Raw genomic sequence first — 13,175 nt, forward strand, 5'->3', positions numbered from 1 at the left:
GCGGCCCCTCAGGCGAGAGCGATCCGCCCTGCGGCGAACACGAGGCGTGCCAGCTCCTCATGGCACACGTCGCTGTGCGCGCCGGAGGGCGGACCGCCGCGCCGCACCACCGACGCCGCATCGACGCTCACGCACCCCTTGGCCGGCAGCTTGTCGCCGAGCTTGATGCGTTTGGTGCCGTCCACGGCGCGGATGCCGTTGTAGCCGATGGCGCCCCACCGCTCCCACAGGCTGAGGAAGGAGGAGGAGTCGCCGGCCAGCTTCGACGCCAGCGGGTACAGGCGGCCGAGCGCGGCGTCGTGGCGCGAGTAGCAGGAGACCAGCGGGCCGTCGACGCGGCGCTGCACGCCGTGCAGGGCGCCGCCGCGCGACTTGTCGTGCGGCAGGCGCTCGGCGAACGTGTAGTGCGAGAAGGCCCCTTGGAGGAGTGTCACCGACTTCACCGCACGCACGTCCGCGGGCATCCCGCGCAGCGCGTACGAGACGAGCCGGCCGCCGAAGCTGTGCCCGATGAGGTGCACCCTGATCGTCGGCACGTCGGCGGCGAGCAGACCGATCGCAGGGCCGAGCCCCAGCTGGCCGACCGCGCCCGCCCGCCGCTTCATCGCGTAGTACGTGCCCTGCCGCAGCAGCTCGTGCGCGCCGTCCCACAGCCGCTCGCGCAGTTCGCCGAGGAGCAGCGGCTCTCCGGTGTCCGCGCGCGCGGCGGCGAAGATCTCGCAGACCTGGACCGCGTCGTCGGTGAGCATGGCGGGCTCGCCCGCGCCGGTGTCCTGGCCGAAGTGGCGTGCCGGGTGCGTCTCGCGCAGGGAGACCAGCTCCCGGACGTGCCGCCCGAACTCGTAGACGCGCGACGGTACTTCGGAGCGCTCCGCGAGCAGTTCGGCGATCCGGTCGAGGGTCTGGGCGTGGTCGGGGAAGGCCCGGTCGAGCGCCTGCCGGGTCGCCGCGTCGAGCACGGGCTCGCCGGGCGGCGTGGCGGGCACGGCGGCGGCCGAGGGGTCGAAGTCGGGGATGGGCTCGTCGGGGAAGCGGATGGCGGGCCACAGCACCCCGACGTAGCCGAGGCGCACGCCTGACCCGGCCAGGTCCTGGCAGGGGCCGAAGAAGCGCCGGTACAGCTTCCTGGCGTCCTTCTGCTCGTTGTTCCAGCCGTGCGCGAAGACCAGCAGATCGGTGACGCGTTCGCGTTCCGCGCCGGACAGCAGCTCCGCACGCTGCGCGGTGTCGACGTCGCCGTCGGCGTCGAAGGTCAATTCCCAGTAGGGCTCCACGCAGTCATGGTCCTGCCGCCCGGGCCACCTGGCCAGATGTCGCGCACGATCAGCTGCCGTGCACGCCGGCTCAGACGAGTTCCCGCTCCCGCGTCTCCGGCAGCGCGAGGACGCACAGCAGCGACACGACCGCCATCGCGCTCACGTACCACCCCACCGACGAGGAACCGAACGCCGACTGCAGCCGGGTCGCCACCAGCGGCGACACCGCGCCGCCGAGCACGCCGCCCAGGTTGTACGCGAGCGAGGCGCCCGAGTAGCGCACGCTCGTGGAGAACAGCTCGGGCAGATAGGCGCCCATCGGGCCGTAGACGACCCCCATGCAGAACAGCGCGCCGCCGATCGCGAGGGCGACGAGCACCGGCTGCTCGGTGTCCAGGAGCGGGAAGAGCACGAGCCCCCACACCACCGCGAGCGCCGTGCCCGCAAGGACCAGTCTGCGCCGCCCCGCTCCGTCGGAGCGCGTCGCGGCGAGCCAGGTGCCGGCCGCGAGGAAGAGGCAGGCCACCAGGGAGAGGCCGAGCATGGTGTCGCGCGAGATGTGCAGGGTGCCGGTGGCGTAGGAGAGGCAGTAGGTCGTGGCGGTGTAGAAGAGGCCGTACGCGACGACCATGCCGCCCGCGCCGAGCAGCAGTTCGCGCGGATGGCGGCGCAGCACGTCGAGCGCGGGCACCTTGCTCGCCTCCTGTGCCGCCATGACCTTCGCGAAGACCGGCGTCTCGCTGATCCTGAGGCGTACGAACAGGCCGACGGCGACCAGCAGGAACGAGAGCAGGAACGGCACCCGCCACCCCCACGACCTGAACGCGTCGTCGGAGAGTGTGGCCGACAGCAGCCAGAAGACACCGGTCGCCGCGAAGAACCCGACGGAGGGGCCGAGTTGCGGGAAGGCCGCGTACATCCCGCGCTTCTTCTTCGGTGCGTGCTCCACCGCGAGCAGCGCGGCGCCGCCCCACTCGCCGCCGAGGCCGATGCCCTGCAGGAAGCGGAGCAGGATCAGGAGCAGCGGCGCCCAGATGCCCCATGTGTCATAGCCCGGCAGGAGGCCGACGAGGGCGGTCGAGAGCCCCATCAGGAGCAGCGAGGCCACGAGGACGGACTTGCGTCCCACCCGGTCGCCGAAGTGCCCGAAGATCACCGAGCCGATGGGCCGGGCCGCGAACGCCACCGCGTACGTGGAGAACGACGCGAGGGTGGCGTTGACCGGGTCGAGGGTCGGGAAGAACGCCTCGTTGAGGACGAGGGCGGCCGCCGTCCCGTAGATGTAGAAGTCGTAGAACTCGATGGCCGTCCCGATGAAGGAGGCCACGGCGACCCGGCGCAGACTCTCGGCGCTGCCCGCGTCCCCTTCTGCGGCCCGGACCTGCTGCTTCTCTGTTGCTGTCGCTTCGCTGTGCACGAGCGGCACTCTCGTGGTCGATGTAGGGGACAGTCAATAGGTGATACGGCTGGTCTCGGTCATTGAGACTGCTCGGTCACTGAGATTGTTCGGTCATCGAGACTGCCGACGGGCCGGTGTGATGTCGTGCAGATGGATGAGGATGTCGTGCGAGGCCCCGAGGCGGATCTTGTACGGGCCGTCCGGATACGCGGTGCCGATGCTCCGGGTGGTCCGGGGCTCGCCCAGCCACTCGCGGGCGGCGGGGGGAGCGGTCCGCAGGTCGACGAAGTAGTCGTCGAAGCGCACCTTGTCGAGCGTGTGCTCGTTCGTGCCGCGCTCCGCCGGGCGGAGCCGACGCGGCTTCCATTCCTGGGAATCCGCGCTCTGCGCCATCAACCCACCCTCGTTGAAGGTGAACCCGATGCTCGCGTACCGCTTGCCGAGCCGGTCGCGCAGGAAGGCGCCCTGCATCTTCGGATAGCGCGGATCGTAGGACTCGTACGCGACATGGGCGTTGTGGGCCGAGAGGAGCACCTTGCCGCCCGCATACCGCTGCCACCACGCCGTGTTGTCCGCCATGAGCCGGTCGCGGTACAGCATCGCGTCCCGCTGCCCGTCGGGCGTATCGAGCGGGAAGGCGTACATGTCGCCGGTCTGCGCGACGGACCTGGCATGGTGCAGGGCGAGTTCGTACGCCTCGCTCCGCGCGCCGGGACCGCGCTCCTTCAGCAGGCCGTACGCCTCGCGCGCCTTCCTCGCCAGCGTCTTGCGCTCGGCGAGCGGCCGTGCCATGTACGTGTCGCCGTCCGTGAGGCGCCGCAGCGGCGCGTACAGCTCGGTGATCCGGGGCAGCAGATCCGGCTCGTGGGCGCGTACGTAGTCGCGCACGCCGTCGAACAACTCGGCGCCCTGCTCCGGGTAGTTGAGATCGTTTCCCATGAAGCGCAGCTCGCGCTCCGGGTGCTTCTCGTTGTACGCGCGCATCCAGCGCAGCAGATGCACGTACTCGTCCGTGTCCCACGGGGTCTTCGCCAGCTCGCGGTGGACGAGTCCGCGCGCGTCGCCCGCGCCGCCCCGCACATAGGCGTCGAAGCGCACGCCGGTCGTCCAGCTCACCTCCTGCGCGAAGGTGGTGAAGCCCTTCTCCTCGACGAGATGGCGGAACACCCGCTCCTTCATGGTGAAGAACTCGTGCGAACCGTGCGTCGCCTCACCGAGACCCACCACCGACGCGTCGCCGACCATCCGGCTGAGCGGGCGCAGATCCCTGGTGCCGCCGCCCGGATCGGTCGACCGCAGGGGGTGGGCCGCGCGTTCGATCGCCGCGACCGGATCCGCGTGCCGTGGCGCGGCCGCCGCCGCGTGGGGAGCGAGCAGCGCACCCGCCCCGGCCGCCGTGACCAGCAGTAGAGGGACCCTGCGGCGCGTCACCGGTGCCATGTCGTGCCTCCTGAACTCGACCTATTCATCTGGAAGATCACGATCCCGCGGGCGCCGGGCTCCGCGCCATCCGGCGGGCACCCCCATGACCGGTGGGGTCTGCCCCACCGCCGCCATGGCGTGTACGTTCGGCGCCATGGCGGAATTCGTACTGGTAGCAGGCGCGTGGCTCGGCTCGTGGGCGTGGGAGGACGTGGCGCGGGAGCTGCGGGCCGCCGGGCACGGCGCTCATCCCCTGACGCTGTCGGGCCTCGCCGACAAGCAGGACGTACCGGCCGGACAGCGGACCCATGTGCGGGACGTCGTCGACGAGGTCGAACGGCTCGGCCTGCGGGACGTCGTCCTCGTGGGGCACAGCTACGCGGGCATCCCCGTCGGGCAGGCCGCCGAGCGCATCGGCGACCGGCTGAGGCACGTCGTGTTCGTCGACGCGAGCGTCCCGGTCGACGGCGAGTCGTTCGCGTCGATGTGGTGGCAGGGCCAGCAGATGTTCGAGGCCACACTCGACGAGGGCGACGGCTCGTGGCCGCCCCTCAGCGCCGCGGACTTCGACGGCCAGGACCTGGACAGCGAGCAGATCGCCCGGTTCGCCGGCGGCTCGACACCGCATCCCGGCGCCACCCTGACCGAGCCCGCCGTCCTCGAGCGGTCGCTCGGCGAGTTTCCCACCACGTACGTCAAGTGCCTGCTCGACGGCGCCGAGCCGACGGACGACGTCGCCGAACTCCTCAAGAGCGGGCGCTGGCGCCTCGTCGAGATGGACACGGGCCACTGGCCGATGTTCTCCCAGCCGCGCGAGCTGGCGAGGATCCTGCACGCCGCCGTGCGGACCTGAGCCCTCCGCTTCACCTCCTCTCGCTGTGGCGCCCCCCTTCCGCGACGACATACCGACTGGTTAGTCTGCCAGCGAAGCCGAGCCGCGGGCCGAAGGAGAACCATCGTGGAAACCTTGCGGGACAAGGGTGTCGTCATCACGGGCGGAGGCGGCGGCATCGGGGCCGCGCTCGCCCGCCGCTTCGCCGCGGAGGGGGCGCGCGTCGTCGTCAACGACCTGGACGGCGCCAAGGCGAAGGCCGTCGCCGACGAGGTGGGCGGCATCGCCGTACCGGGTGACGCGTCCGTCGTCGTGCCGGAGGCCCGCGAGGCGCTCGGCGGCACGGTCGACGTGTACTGCGCCAACGCCGGACTCGGCTCCGGGGGCAGCGAGGCGGCGCCCGAGGAGGTCTGGGCCGCGGCCTGGGACGTCAACGTGATGGCGCACGTGCGGGCGGCCCAGGCGCTGCTGCCCGACTGGCTGGAGCGGGGCGGCGGCCGCTTCGTCTCCACGGTCTCCGCGGCTGGGCTGCTCACCATGATCGGCGCCGCGCCCTACAGCGTCACCAAGCACGGCGCGTACGCCTTCGCCGAATGGCTGTCGCTCACCTACCGGCACCGGGGCCTCAAGGTCCACGCGATCTGCCCGCAGGGCGTCCGCACCGACATGCTCGCCGCCACCGGCACCGCGGGCGACCTGGTGCTCACGCCCACCGCCATCGAGCCGGACGACGTCGCCGCGGCGCTCTTCGCCGGCATGGCGGAGGACCGCTTCCTGATCCTGCCGCACCCCGAGGTCGCCGCGTTCTACCGGGCGCGCGCCGAAACCCCCGACAAGTGGCTGAAGGGCATGAACCACATCCAACAGAAGTGGGAGGCAACCGACCGGTGAACAACCACACGCACGACCTCACACAGGACGACCTTCCCCAGGACGACGGCCCGCGCGACGACGGCCCGCGCGACGACGGCCCGCGCGACGAGGGCACGCGCGGCGACGGCACGCGCGGTGACGGCACGCGCGGCGAGGGCGCCCGCGGCGCCGGCACGGACGGTGATGGCACCCGCGACGGCGGCACGGACGGTGATGGCACCCGCGGCGAGGGCGCCCGCGGCGACGGCGCGAACGGCGAGGGCACCCGCGACGTCGGCACGCGCGACGTCGGCATGCACGGCGACGGCACCTGCGGCGTCGGCATGCGCGTCGATGGCACCCGCGACCTCGACACGCGCATCGACGGCACCCGAGACGTCGGCACGCGCGACGTCGACACCCGCGGCGACGGCATGCATGGCGACGGCATGCACGGCGACGGCGCCTGCGACGTCGGCACCCGCGGCGACGGCGCCCGCGGCGACGCCACCCGCGACCGTGCCCACCGCCCCCTCCCCGCCGGGTCCCCGTACGCGGCCAAGCCCTGGCTTGGTCGGCTCAATGATGCTCAGCGTGCCCCCGTGCACCCCGCCGGCTCCGTGCCCGAGGCCTTTCGTGTGGCCGTTGACCGGGCCCCCGAGCGCACCGCCCTCGCCTATTTCGACGGGCGCCTGAGCTACCGTGAGACCGATGTCCTCAGCGACTCCGTCGCCGGGCACCTGGCCGCGCGCGGGGTCGGCCGTGGCGATCGCGTCGCCGTCCTCCTGCAGAACACCCCGCACTTCGTGCTCGCGCTCCTCGGCGCCTGGAAGGCGGGCGCGACCGTCGTCCCCGTCAACCCCATGTACCGGTCGGCGGAGGTCGGACACGTCCTCGCCGACGCCGGGGTGACCGCGCTGATCTGCTCGGACCGCGCCTGGGAGACGTATCTGCGCGACACGGCGGCGGGCTCGCCGGTGCGCGTCGTCCTCACCGCCTGCCAGCTCGACCTCCAGACCCGCAACGACCCGCGCGTCCTCGACTTCGAGCGCCTGCCGCCCGCCGCCGACGCCGACGACCTGGTGGCGGTCGCCCGCCAGGGACTCCCGGCCCCCGCCGACCGCGCCGTCGGCCCCTCCGACATCGCGCTGATCAGTTACACGTCCGGCACCAGCGGCACCCCCAAGGGCGCCATGAACACCCACGGCAACATCACCTACAACGCCGAACGCCAGCGCGCAGGATCCGGAATACCGGAAGGCGCCTGCTACTTCGCGATGGCGCCGCTCTTCCACATCACCGGCATGGTCGCGCAGGTCGCCGCCTGCGTCGCCAACGCCGGCACGCTCGCGCTCGCCTACCGCTTCGAGGCCGGCGTCGTCCTCGACGCCTTCGCCGAGCACCGCCCCGCGTACACGGTCGGCCCCTCCACGGCCTTCATGGCGCTGGCCGCCCACCCTTCGGTGACCCGCGCCCACTTCGACTCCTTCGCGATGATCTCCTCGGGCGGCGCGCCGCTGCCCCCGGCCCTGGTGGAGAAGTTCCGCGCGTCCTTCGGCCCCTACCTCCACAACGGCTACGGCCTCACCGAGTGCACCGCGCCCTGCGCCTCCGTGCCGCCGGGCCAGGAGGCCCCCGTCGACCCCGTCTCCGGCACCCTCGCCGTCGGCGTCCCGGGACCCGAGACGGTCGTACGCATCCTGGACGACCTCGGCCACGAGGTGCCGTTCGGGGAGCACGGCGAGATCGTCGTCCGCGGACCGCAGGTCGTACCCGGCTACTGGCAGCGGCCCGACGCCACCGCCGAGACCTTCCCCGACGGCGAACTGCGCACCGGCGACATCGGGTTCATGGACCAGGACGGCTGGCTCTACGTCGTCGACCGCAAGAAGGACATGATCAACGCGTCCGGCTTCAAGGTGTGGCCCCGCGAGGTCGAGGACGTCCTCTACACCCACCCCGCCGTGCGCGAGGCGGCCGTCGTCGGCATCCCCGACAGCTACCGCGGAGAGACCGTGAAGGCGTACGTCAGCCTCCGGCCGGGGAGCGGCACGGCCCCCGACGAGCTGGCCGCGTACTGCAAGGAGCGCCTCGCCGCGTACAAATACCCGCGCGAGGTGGAGATCCTGGCGGAGTTGCCGAAGACCACAAGTGGGAAGATCCTCCGACGGGAACTGCGTTCCCGGGCACAGCACAGCAAGTGACGCGAAAGGCAGGTGGCGGCAGTGGCCAGAACGACGGACGGTGACGGCACGCCCGTCCCGCAGCGACTCCTCGCCGCCGCCACCAGGCTCTTCGCCGACCGGGGCTACGACCGCACGTCGGTGCAGGAGATCGTCGAGGCGGCAGGCGTCACCAAGGGCGCCCTCTACCACTACTTCGGGTCCAAGGACGACCTGCTGCACGAGGTCTACGCCCGGATGCTCCGCGTCCAGCAGGAGCGGCTCGACGCCATCGCCGACGCGGACGCCCCCGTCGCCGAGCGGGTCCGCGCCGCCGCCGCGGACGTCGTGGTCACCACCATCGACAACCTCGACGACGCGTCGATCTTCTTCCGCTCCATGCACAGCCTCAGCCCGGAGAAGAACAAACAGGTCCGCGCCGAGCGCCGCCGCTACCACGAGCGCTTCCGCGCCCTGATCGAGGAGGGCCAGGAGTCCGGCGTCTTCTCCGCGGCGACCCCCGCGGACCTGGTGGTGGACTACCACTTCGGCTCGGTCCACCACCTGTCCACGTGGTACCGCCCGGACGGCCCCCTGACCCCGCAACAGGTCGCCGACCACCTGGCCGACCTCCTCCTGAGGGCCCTGCGGACCCCGTAAGGGGCGCGGGGAACCGCCCGCGCAACCAGGGCGCCCTTGACGGGGCTACAGGTACCGCTTCAGTTCCCGCCGCGCCAGCGACCGCTGATGCACCTCGTCAGGCCCATCGGCCAGTCTCAGCGTCCGCGCCGCCGCCCACAGTTCGGCGAGGGGGAAGTCCTGACTCACACCCCCTGCACCGTGCAACTGCACGGCCCGGTCGAGGATGTCGACCACCGCGCGCGGGGTCGCGATCTTGATCGACTGGATCTCGGTGTGCGCGCCGCGATTGCCGACCGTGTCCATCAGCCAGGCCGTCTTGAGGACGAGCAGCCGCAGTTGCTCCACGGCGACCCGCGCGTCCGCGATCCACTCCTGCACGACGCCCTGCTGCGCGAGCGGCTTGCCGAACGCCGTGCGCGACACGGCCCGCCTGCACATCAGCTCGATGGCCCGCTCGGCCATGCCGATCAGCCGCATGCAGTGGTGGATACGGCCGGGGCCGAGGCGTGCCTGCGCGATGGCGAAGCCGCCGCCCTCCTCGCCGATCAGGTTCGAGACCGGCACCCGCACCCGATCGAAGACGACCTCGGCGTGACCGCCGTGGTAGTGGTCCTCGTAGCCGTACACCCGCATGGCGCGCCGGACTTCGAGGCCCGGGGTGTCGCGCGGGACGAGGACCATGGACTGCTGGCGGCGGATGTCGGCGCCGTCGGGGTCGGTCTTGCCCATCACGATGAAGATCTGGCAGTCCGGGTTCATCGCCCCGGATATGTACCACTTGCGGCCGGTGATGACGTACGTGTCGCCGTCGCGCTCGATGTGCGTCGTGATGTTCGTGGCGTCGGAGGAGGCCACCTCCGGCTCGGTCATCGCGAACGCCGAACGGATCTCACCGGCCAGCAGCGGCTCCAGCCACCGCTTCCGCTGCTCGTCCGTGCCGAACTGCGCGAGCACCTCCATGTTGCCGGTGTCGGGCGCCGCGCAGTTCAGCGCGGTGGGCGCCAACTGCGGGGAGCGGCCGGTGATCTCCGCGAGCGGCGCGTACTGGAGGTTGGTGAGTCCTGCGCCGTGCTCGGCGTCGGGGAGGAAGAGGTTCCACAGGCCCTGCCTGCGGGCCTCGGCCTTCAGCTCCCGGACGACGGCGGGCGTCTGCCACGGCGAGTCGAGCCGCGCGCGCTGCTCGTCGGCGACGGCCTCCGCCGGGTACACGTGCTCGTCCATGAAGGCGAGGAGCCGCTCCCGCAGCTCCTGGGTGCGGGCGTCGAATGCGAAGTCCACGGGGGATCAGCCTTCCTGGAGGGTCGTCAGACCGTGCTCGATGAACACGGGCACCAGCTCGCCGATCCGGTCGAAGCCCGCACCGACCGTCTGGCCCAGCGTGTAGCGGTAGTGGATGCCCTCCAGGATCACGGCGAGCTTGAACCACGCGAACGCCGTGTACCAGGAGATCGCCGACACGTCGCGCCCCGAGCGCGCGGCGTACCGCTCGATCAGCTCGGCCGGGTCGGGGTGGCCCGGCGCGCCCGCCGTGGTGCTGACGGGGGAGTCGGGCACCTCCAGCTTCGCGCTGTACATCACGAGCAGGCCCAGGTCGGTGAGCGGATCGCCGAGCGTGGACATCTCCCAGTCGAGGATGGCCTTGATCCGGTCGTCGTTGCCGATCAGGACGTTGTCGAGGCGGTAGTCGCCGTGGACGACGGCCGGCGCGGGCGAGGTGGGCAGCGAGCGCCCGAGCGCCGCGTGCAGCTCGTCGATGCCGGCGAGCTCGCGGTTGCGGGAGGCGTCGAGCTGCTTGCCCCAGCGGCGCAGCTGCCGGTCGAGGAACCCCTCGGGCCGCCCGAAGTCGCCGAGCCCGACGGCCGCCGGGTCCACGGCGTGCAGGTCGACGAGGGTGTCGACGAGGCCGAGCACCGCGTCCCGGGTGCGCCGGGGCCCGAGCGGGGCGAGCTCGTCGGCGGTGCGGTACGGCGTCCCGTCCACGAACTCCATCACGTAGAAGGGCGATCCGACCACGGTCTCGTCCTGGCAGAGCAGCACGGGCGCGGGCACCGGCACATCCGTGGGGTGCAGCGCCTCGATCACGCGGTACTCGCGCTTCATGTCGTGCGCGGTGGCGAGGACGTGGCCCAGCGGGGGCCGCCGCACCACCCAGCGCGTGACGCCGTCGGTGACGGCGTAGGTGAGGTTGGACCGGCCGCCCTCGATCAGCCGCGCGGTGAGCGGCCCGCCGACCAGGCCGGGCCGCTCGCGGTCGAGGTGGCCGCGCAACTGGTCGAGGTCGAGGCCCGGCGGGTGGTCTGAGCTCATCTTCGCTCCTGATCGGCGTGGTGGTGGCGTGCCACACCCTGATGTGGCGTGCCACCCCATGATGCCGACCAGTCGGTATGCCGTCCAGAGGTCCCCGTCTCAGGCCTCGCGCGAAGGGGTCAGTGGTCGTCCCAGTGTCCGTCGTGCTCGGCGTGCCGGTGGCCGTCGTGGAGATAGTCGACGTGGTCGCCGTGGCGGACGGATGCGTGCCCGCAGCCGTCGCCGTGCCGGTGGTCGTGGCCCTGGTGGGCGATGTGGCCGGCGGGCTCGCACTCGTCGTAGTGGTCGGTGTGCCGCCGGTGCAGGTGGCCGTCGTGCGCGTAGTCGACGTGGTCGCCGTGCGGCACCTCGGGGTGGCCGCAGGCCGGGCCGTGGATGTGGTCGTGCACCGGGTGTTCGTGGTGGAGCGTGGTCATGACGCGCACCTTCTGTGACTTCGGGGGATGGGGTTACGGGAACGGGGGTACGGGGGCGGGGTGACTCTCTCAGGCTAGCCCGCGATGCCCCCTTAATCCCTCTATGTGAGCCTTGTCGTTGTTCCATGTCCTGCGCTGTCTCCCTGTCCTCCGCGAAGGCGACCCCATGAAGGCGACCCGATGAAGGCGATCAGCTACCGCAGCTACGGCGGGCCCGAAGTCCTCGAGTACGGAGAGGTGCGCGACCCCAAGGTCGGGCCCGACTCCGTCCTGGTGAAGGTGCGTGCCGCGGCCGTGAACCCCGTCGACTGGAAGTGCCGCGAGGGCTATCTCGACGGCCTCCTGGAACCGGTCTTCCCCGTGGTCCCCGGCTGGGACGTCGCGGGTGTGGTCGTCCAGCCGGGCGCATCGGCCCCGGAGTTCGCCGTCGGCGACGAGGTCATCGGCTATGTGCGCGAGGACTTCCTCTCCCGCGGCACCTTCGCGGAGTACGTCGCGGCCCCCGTGCGCACCCTCGCCCGCAAGCCGCGCAACCTCTCCTTCGAGGAGGCCGCGGGCCTGCCGCTCGCCGGCCTCACCGCCTACCAGGTGATCAACCAGGCCCTGTCGGTGACCGAGGGGGACGTGGTCCTCGTCCACGCGGCGGCCGGCGGCGTCGGCTCCCTCGCGGTCCAGCTCGCCCGGCACGCGGGCGCCCGCGTCATCGGCACCGCGAGCGAGCGCAACCACGACTTCTTGCGGGAGCTCGGCGCCGAGCCGGTCACGTACGAGGACGGGCTCGTGGAACGCGTCCGCGCGCTCGTCGAGGAGGGGGTCGACGCGGCCTTCGACACGGTCGGCGGCGACACGCTCAAGGCGTCCGCCGAGCTCCTCGCGCCCGGCGGCCGGCTGGCGTCCATCGCGGACGGCGCGGTGATCGGCATGGGCGGCCACTACTGCTTCGTGCGGCCCGTCGCCGCCGACCTCCAGCGCCTGTCCGAGCTCGCGGAACAGGACGTCGTGACCGTCCACGTGGACAAGACGTTCCCGCTGGAGCGGGCGGCCGACGCACACCGGCTGAGCGCGGAGGGCCGCACCCGCGGCAAGATCGTGGTGACGGTGGACTGGGCGGACTGACGGCTCGACGGCTGACGGCTCGACGCCCTGAGCGCTCTTTTGGTGCGGCGGCCCTCAGACGAGCAGCAGCACCGCGCACACCGCCAGTGCGAACGTGCACAGGGCCGCCGTCCGCGCCGCCCGGAGCGACAGCGGCCGCGGCTGGTGCGTCGTCAGGGCGACCATCCTGTGGTGCGCCGCCGCCAGGAACCCGAGCCAGAGCAGCAGACACACCGCGCAGGCCAGCACGCCGAGCGCGGTGGTCCCGTCGTGGAGCACCGCGCGGGCGGCGAGCACCGCGGCGACCGTGCAGGACAGCGTGGTGCGCCGCCAGGCGAGGCGGGTGCGCTCCGGCTGCAGCCCGGGGTCACGCACCCTCGCGCTGTCCGGCCCCGTCACCCCTCCCACCCGAAGAGCACGACCACCACCATGGCGAGCGCGACCACCGCGACCACCAGGCTCAGCACGGTCGGGAAACGGCTGGTCGGCAGGTCGTCGCCGCGCCGCATGGCGCGTTCGCAGCGCACCCAGTGGTTCACCGCGCGCAGCGAGCACAGGACGCCCGCGGCGAGCAGCGCGAGGGCCAGTCCGATCCGCCAGCCCCACCGCAGGTCCGGCAGGAACTGGTCGACGGCGAAGCCGCCGCCGATCAGTGCCAGCGCAGTGCGCAGCCAGGCCAGGAAGGTGCGTTCGTTGGCGAGCGAGAAGCGGTAGTCGGGGGTGTCACCCTCCTCGCGGACGCGCTCCGGGGCGAACCACAGGCGCAGATTCTGTACGAAGTTGCTCACGGCC

Annotated in this window: 12 protein-coding genes and 1 pseudogene; 5 read left to right on the top strand and 8 right to left on the bottom strand. The window is 72.2% G+C overall.

From position 1 onward, the window contains the following. Positions 1 to 8: 8 nt before the first annotated feature. The 3 genes from ACZ56E_RS20250 to ACZ56E_RS20260 form a co-directional block, all read right to left on the bottom strand. A complete protein-coding gene (locus ACZ56E_RS20250) occupies positions 9 to 1,274 on the bottom strand; it encodes a serine-threonine protein kinase (RefSeq protein WP_471215900.1) in 1,266 nt (421 codons plus the stop codon). Between the two features lie 70 nt (positions 1,275 to 1,344). After that, positions 1,345 to 2,673 carry an MFS transporter gene (locus ACZ56E_RS20255; RefSeq protein ID WP_468612121.1) on the bottom strand — a complete coding sequence of 443 codons (1,329 nt, stop codon included), beginning with the start codon at positions 2,671 to 2,673 and terminating at the stop codon, positions 1,345 to 1,347. Positions 2,674 to 2,766: 93 nt separating this feature from the next. After that, positions 2,767 to 4,095 carry an erythromycin esterase family protein gene (locus ACZ56E_RS20260; protein ID WP_471215903.1) on the bottom strand — a complete coding sequence of 443 codons (1,329 nt, stop codon included), beginning with the start codon at positions 4,093 to 4,095 and terminating at the stop codon, positions 2,767 to 2,769. A 136-nt stretch (positions 4,096 to 4,231) separates the two neighbouring features. On the opposite strand from ACZ56E_RS20260, the gene ACZ56E_RS20265 reads away from it, so the two are divergent. The 4 genes and pseudogenes from ACZ56E_RS20265 (at position 4,232) to ACZ56E_RS20280 (ending at position 8,583) form a co-directional block, all read left to right on the top strand. Then, positions 4,232 to 4,930: an alpha/beta fold hydrolase gene (locus ACZ56E_RS20265; RefSeq protein WP_471215907.1), complete on the top strand. Its 699-nt coding sequence runs from the start codon at positions 4,232 to 4,234 to the stop codon at positions 4,928 to 4,930. A 102-nt stretch (positions 4,931 to 5,032) separates the two neighbouring features. Further along, the gene (locus ACZ56E_RS20270; protein ID WP_471216406.1) at positions 5,033 to 5,800 is read left to right on the top strand and encodes an SDR family oxidoreductase; all 768 of its coding nucleotides are present in this window, start codon (positions 5,033 to 5,035) and stop codon (positions 5,798 to 5,800) included. A gap of 503 nt (positions 5,801 to 6,303) precedes the next feature. Then, a pseudogene (locus ACZ56E_RS20275) lies at positions 6,304 to 7,965 on the top strand (class I adenylate-forming enzyme family protein); the annotation flags it as partial. Positions 7,966 to 7,986: 21 nt separating this feature from the next. Next, a complete protein-coding gene (locus ACZ56E_RS20280) occupies positions 7,987 to 8,583 on the top strand; it encodes a TetR/AcrR family transcriptional regulator (protein WP_468612117.1) in 597 nt (198 codons plus the stop codon). Positions 8,584 to 8,628: 45 nt separating this feature from the next. Here ACZ56E_RS20280 and ACZ56E_RS20285 read toward each other — a convergent pair whose 3' ends face one another. From ACZ56E_RS20285 to ACZ56E_RS20295, 3 genes are all read right to left on the bottom strand, one after another. Then, a complete protein-coding gene (locus ACZ56E_RS20285) occupies positions 8,629 to 9,843 on the bottom strand; it encodes an acyl-CoA dehydrogenase family protein (RefSeq protein ID WP_471215913.1) in 1,215 nt (404 codons plus the stop codon). 6 nt (positions 9,844 to 9,849) lie between these two features. Then, positions 9,850 to 10,872 (bottom strand): phosphotransferase family protein, encoded by a 1,023-nt coding sequence (locus ACZ56E_RS20290; protein ID WP_471215917.1) that lies wholly within the window; start codon positions 10,870 to 10,872, stop codon positions 9,850 to 9,852. A 119-nt stretch (positions 10,873 to 10,991) separates the two neighbouring features. Next, on the bottom strand, positions 10,992 to 11,288 hold the full coding sequence (locus ACZ56E_RS20295; RefSeq protein ID WP_471215919.1) for a hypothetical protein: 297 nt from the start codon (positions 11,286 to 11,288) through the stop codon (positions 10,992 to 10,994). A 180-nt stretch (positions 11,289 to 11,468) separates the two neighbouring features. Here ACZ56E_RS20295 and ACZ56E_RS20300 point away from each other — a divergent pair, with 180 nt between their 5' ends. Beyond that, positions 11,469 to 12,404 (top strand): NADP-dependent oxidoreductase, encoded by a 936-nt coding sequence (locus ACZ56E_RS20300; protein ID WP_471215921.1) that lies wholly within the window; start codon positions 11,469 to 11,471, stop codon positions 12,402 to 12,404. Positions 12,405 to 12,458: 54 nt separating this feature from the next. Here ACZ56E_RS20300 and ACZ56E_RS20305 read toward each other — a convergent pair whose 3' ends face one another. Both ACZ56E_RS20305 and ACZ56E_RS20310 read right to left on the bottom strand, forming a co-directional pair. Next, positions 12,459 to 12,758: a DUF202 domain-containing protein gene (locus ACZ56E_RS20305; RefSeq protein ID WP_471215923.1), complete on the bottom strand. Its 300-nt coding sequence runs from the start codon at positions 12,756 to 12,758 to the stop codon at positions 12,459 to 12,461. A 20-nt stretch (positions 12,759 to 12,778) separates the two neighbouring features. Further along, positions 12,779 to 13,171: a YidH family protein gene (locus ACZ56E_RS20310; protein WP_398309891.1), complete on the bottom strand. Its 393-nt coding sequence runs from the start codon at positions 13,169 to 13,171 to the stop codon at positions 12,779 to 12,781. Between the last annotated feature and the right edge of the window lie 4 nt (positions 13,172 to 13,175).

The organism is Streptomyces sp. NPDC039480 (genome assembly GCF_055597165.1).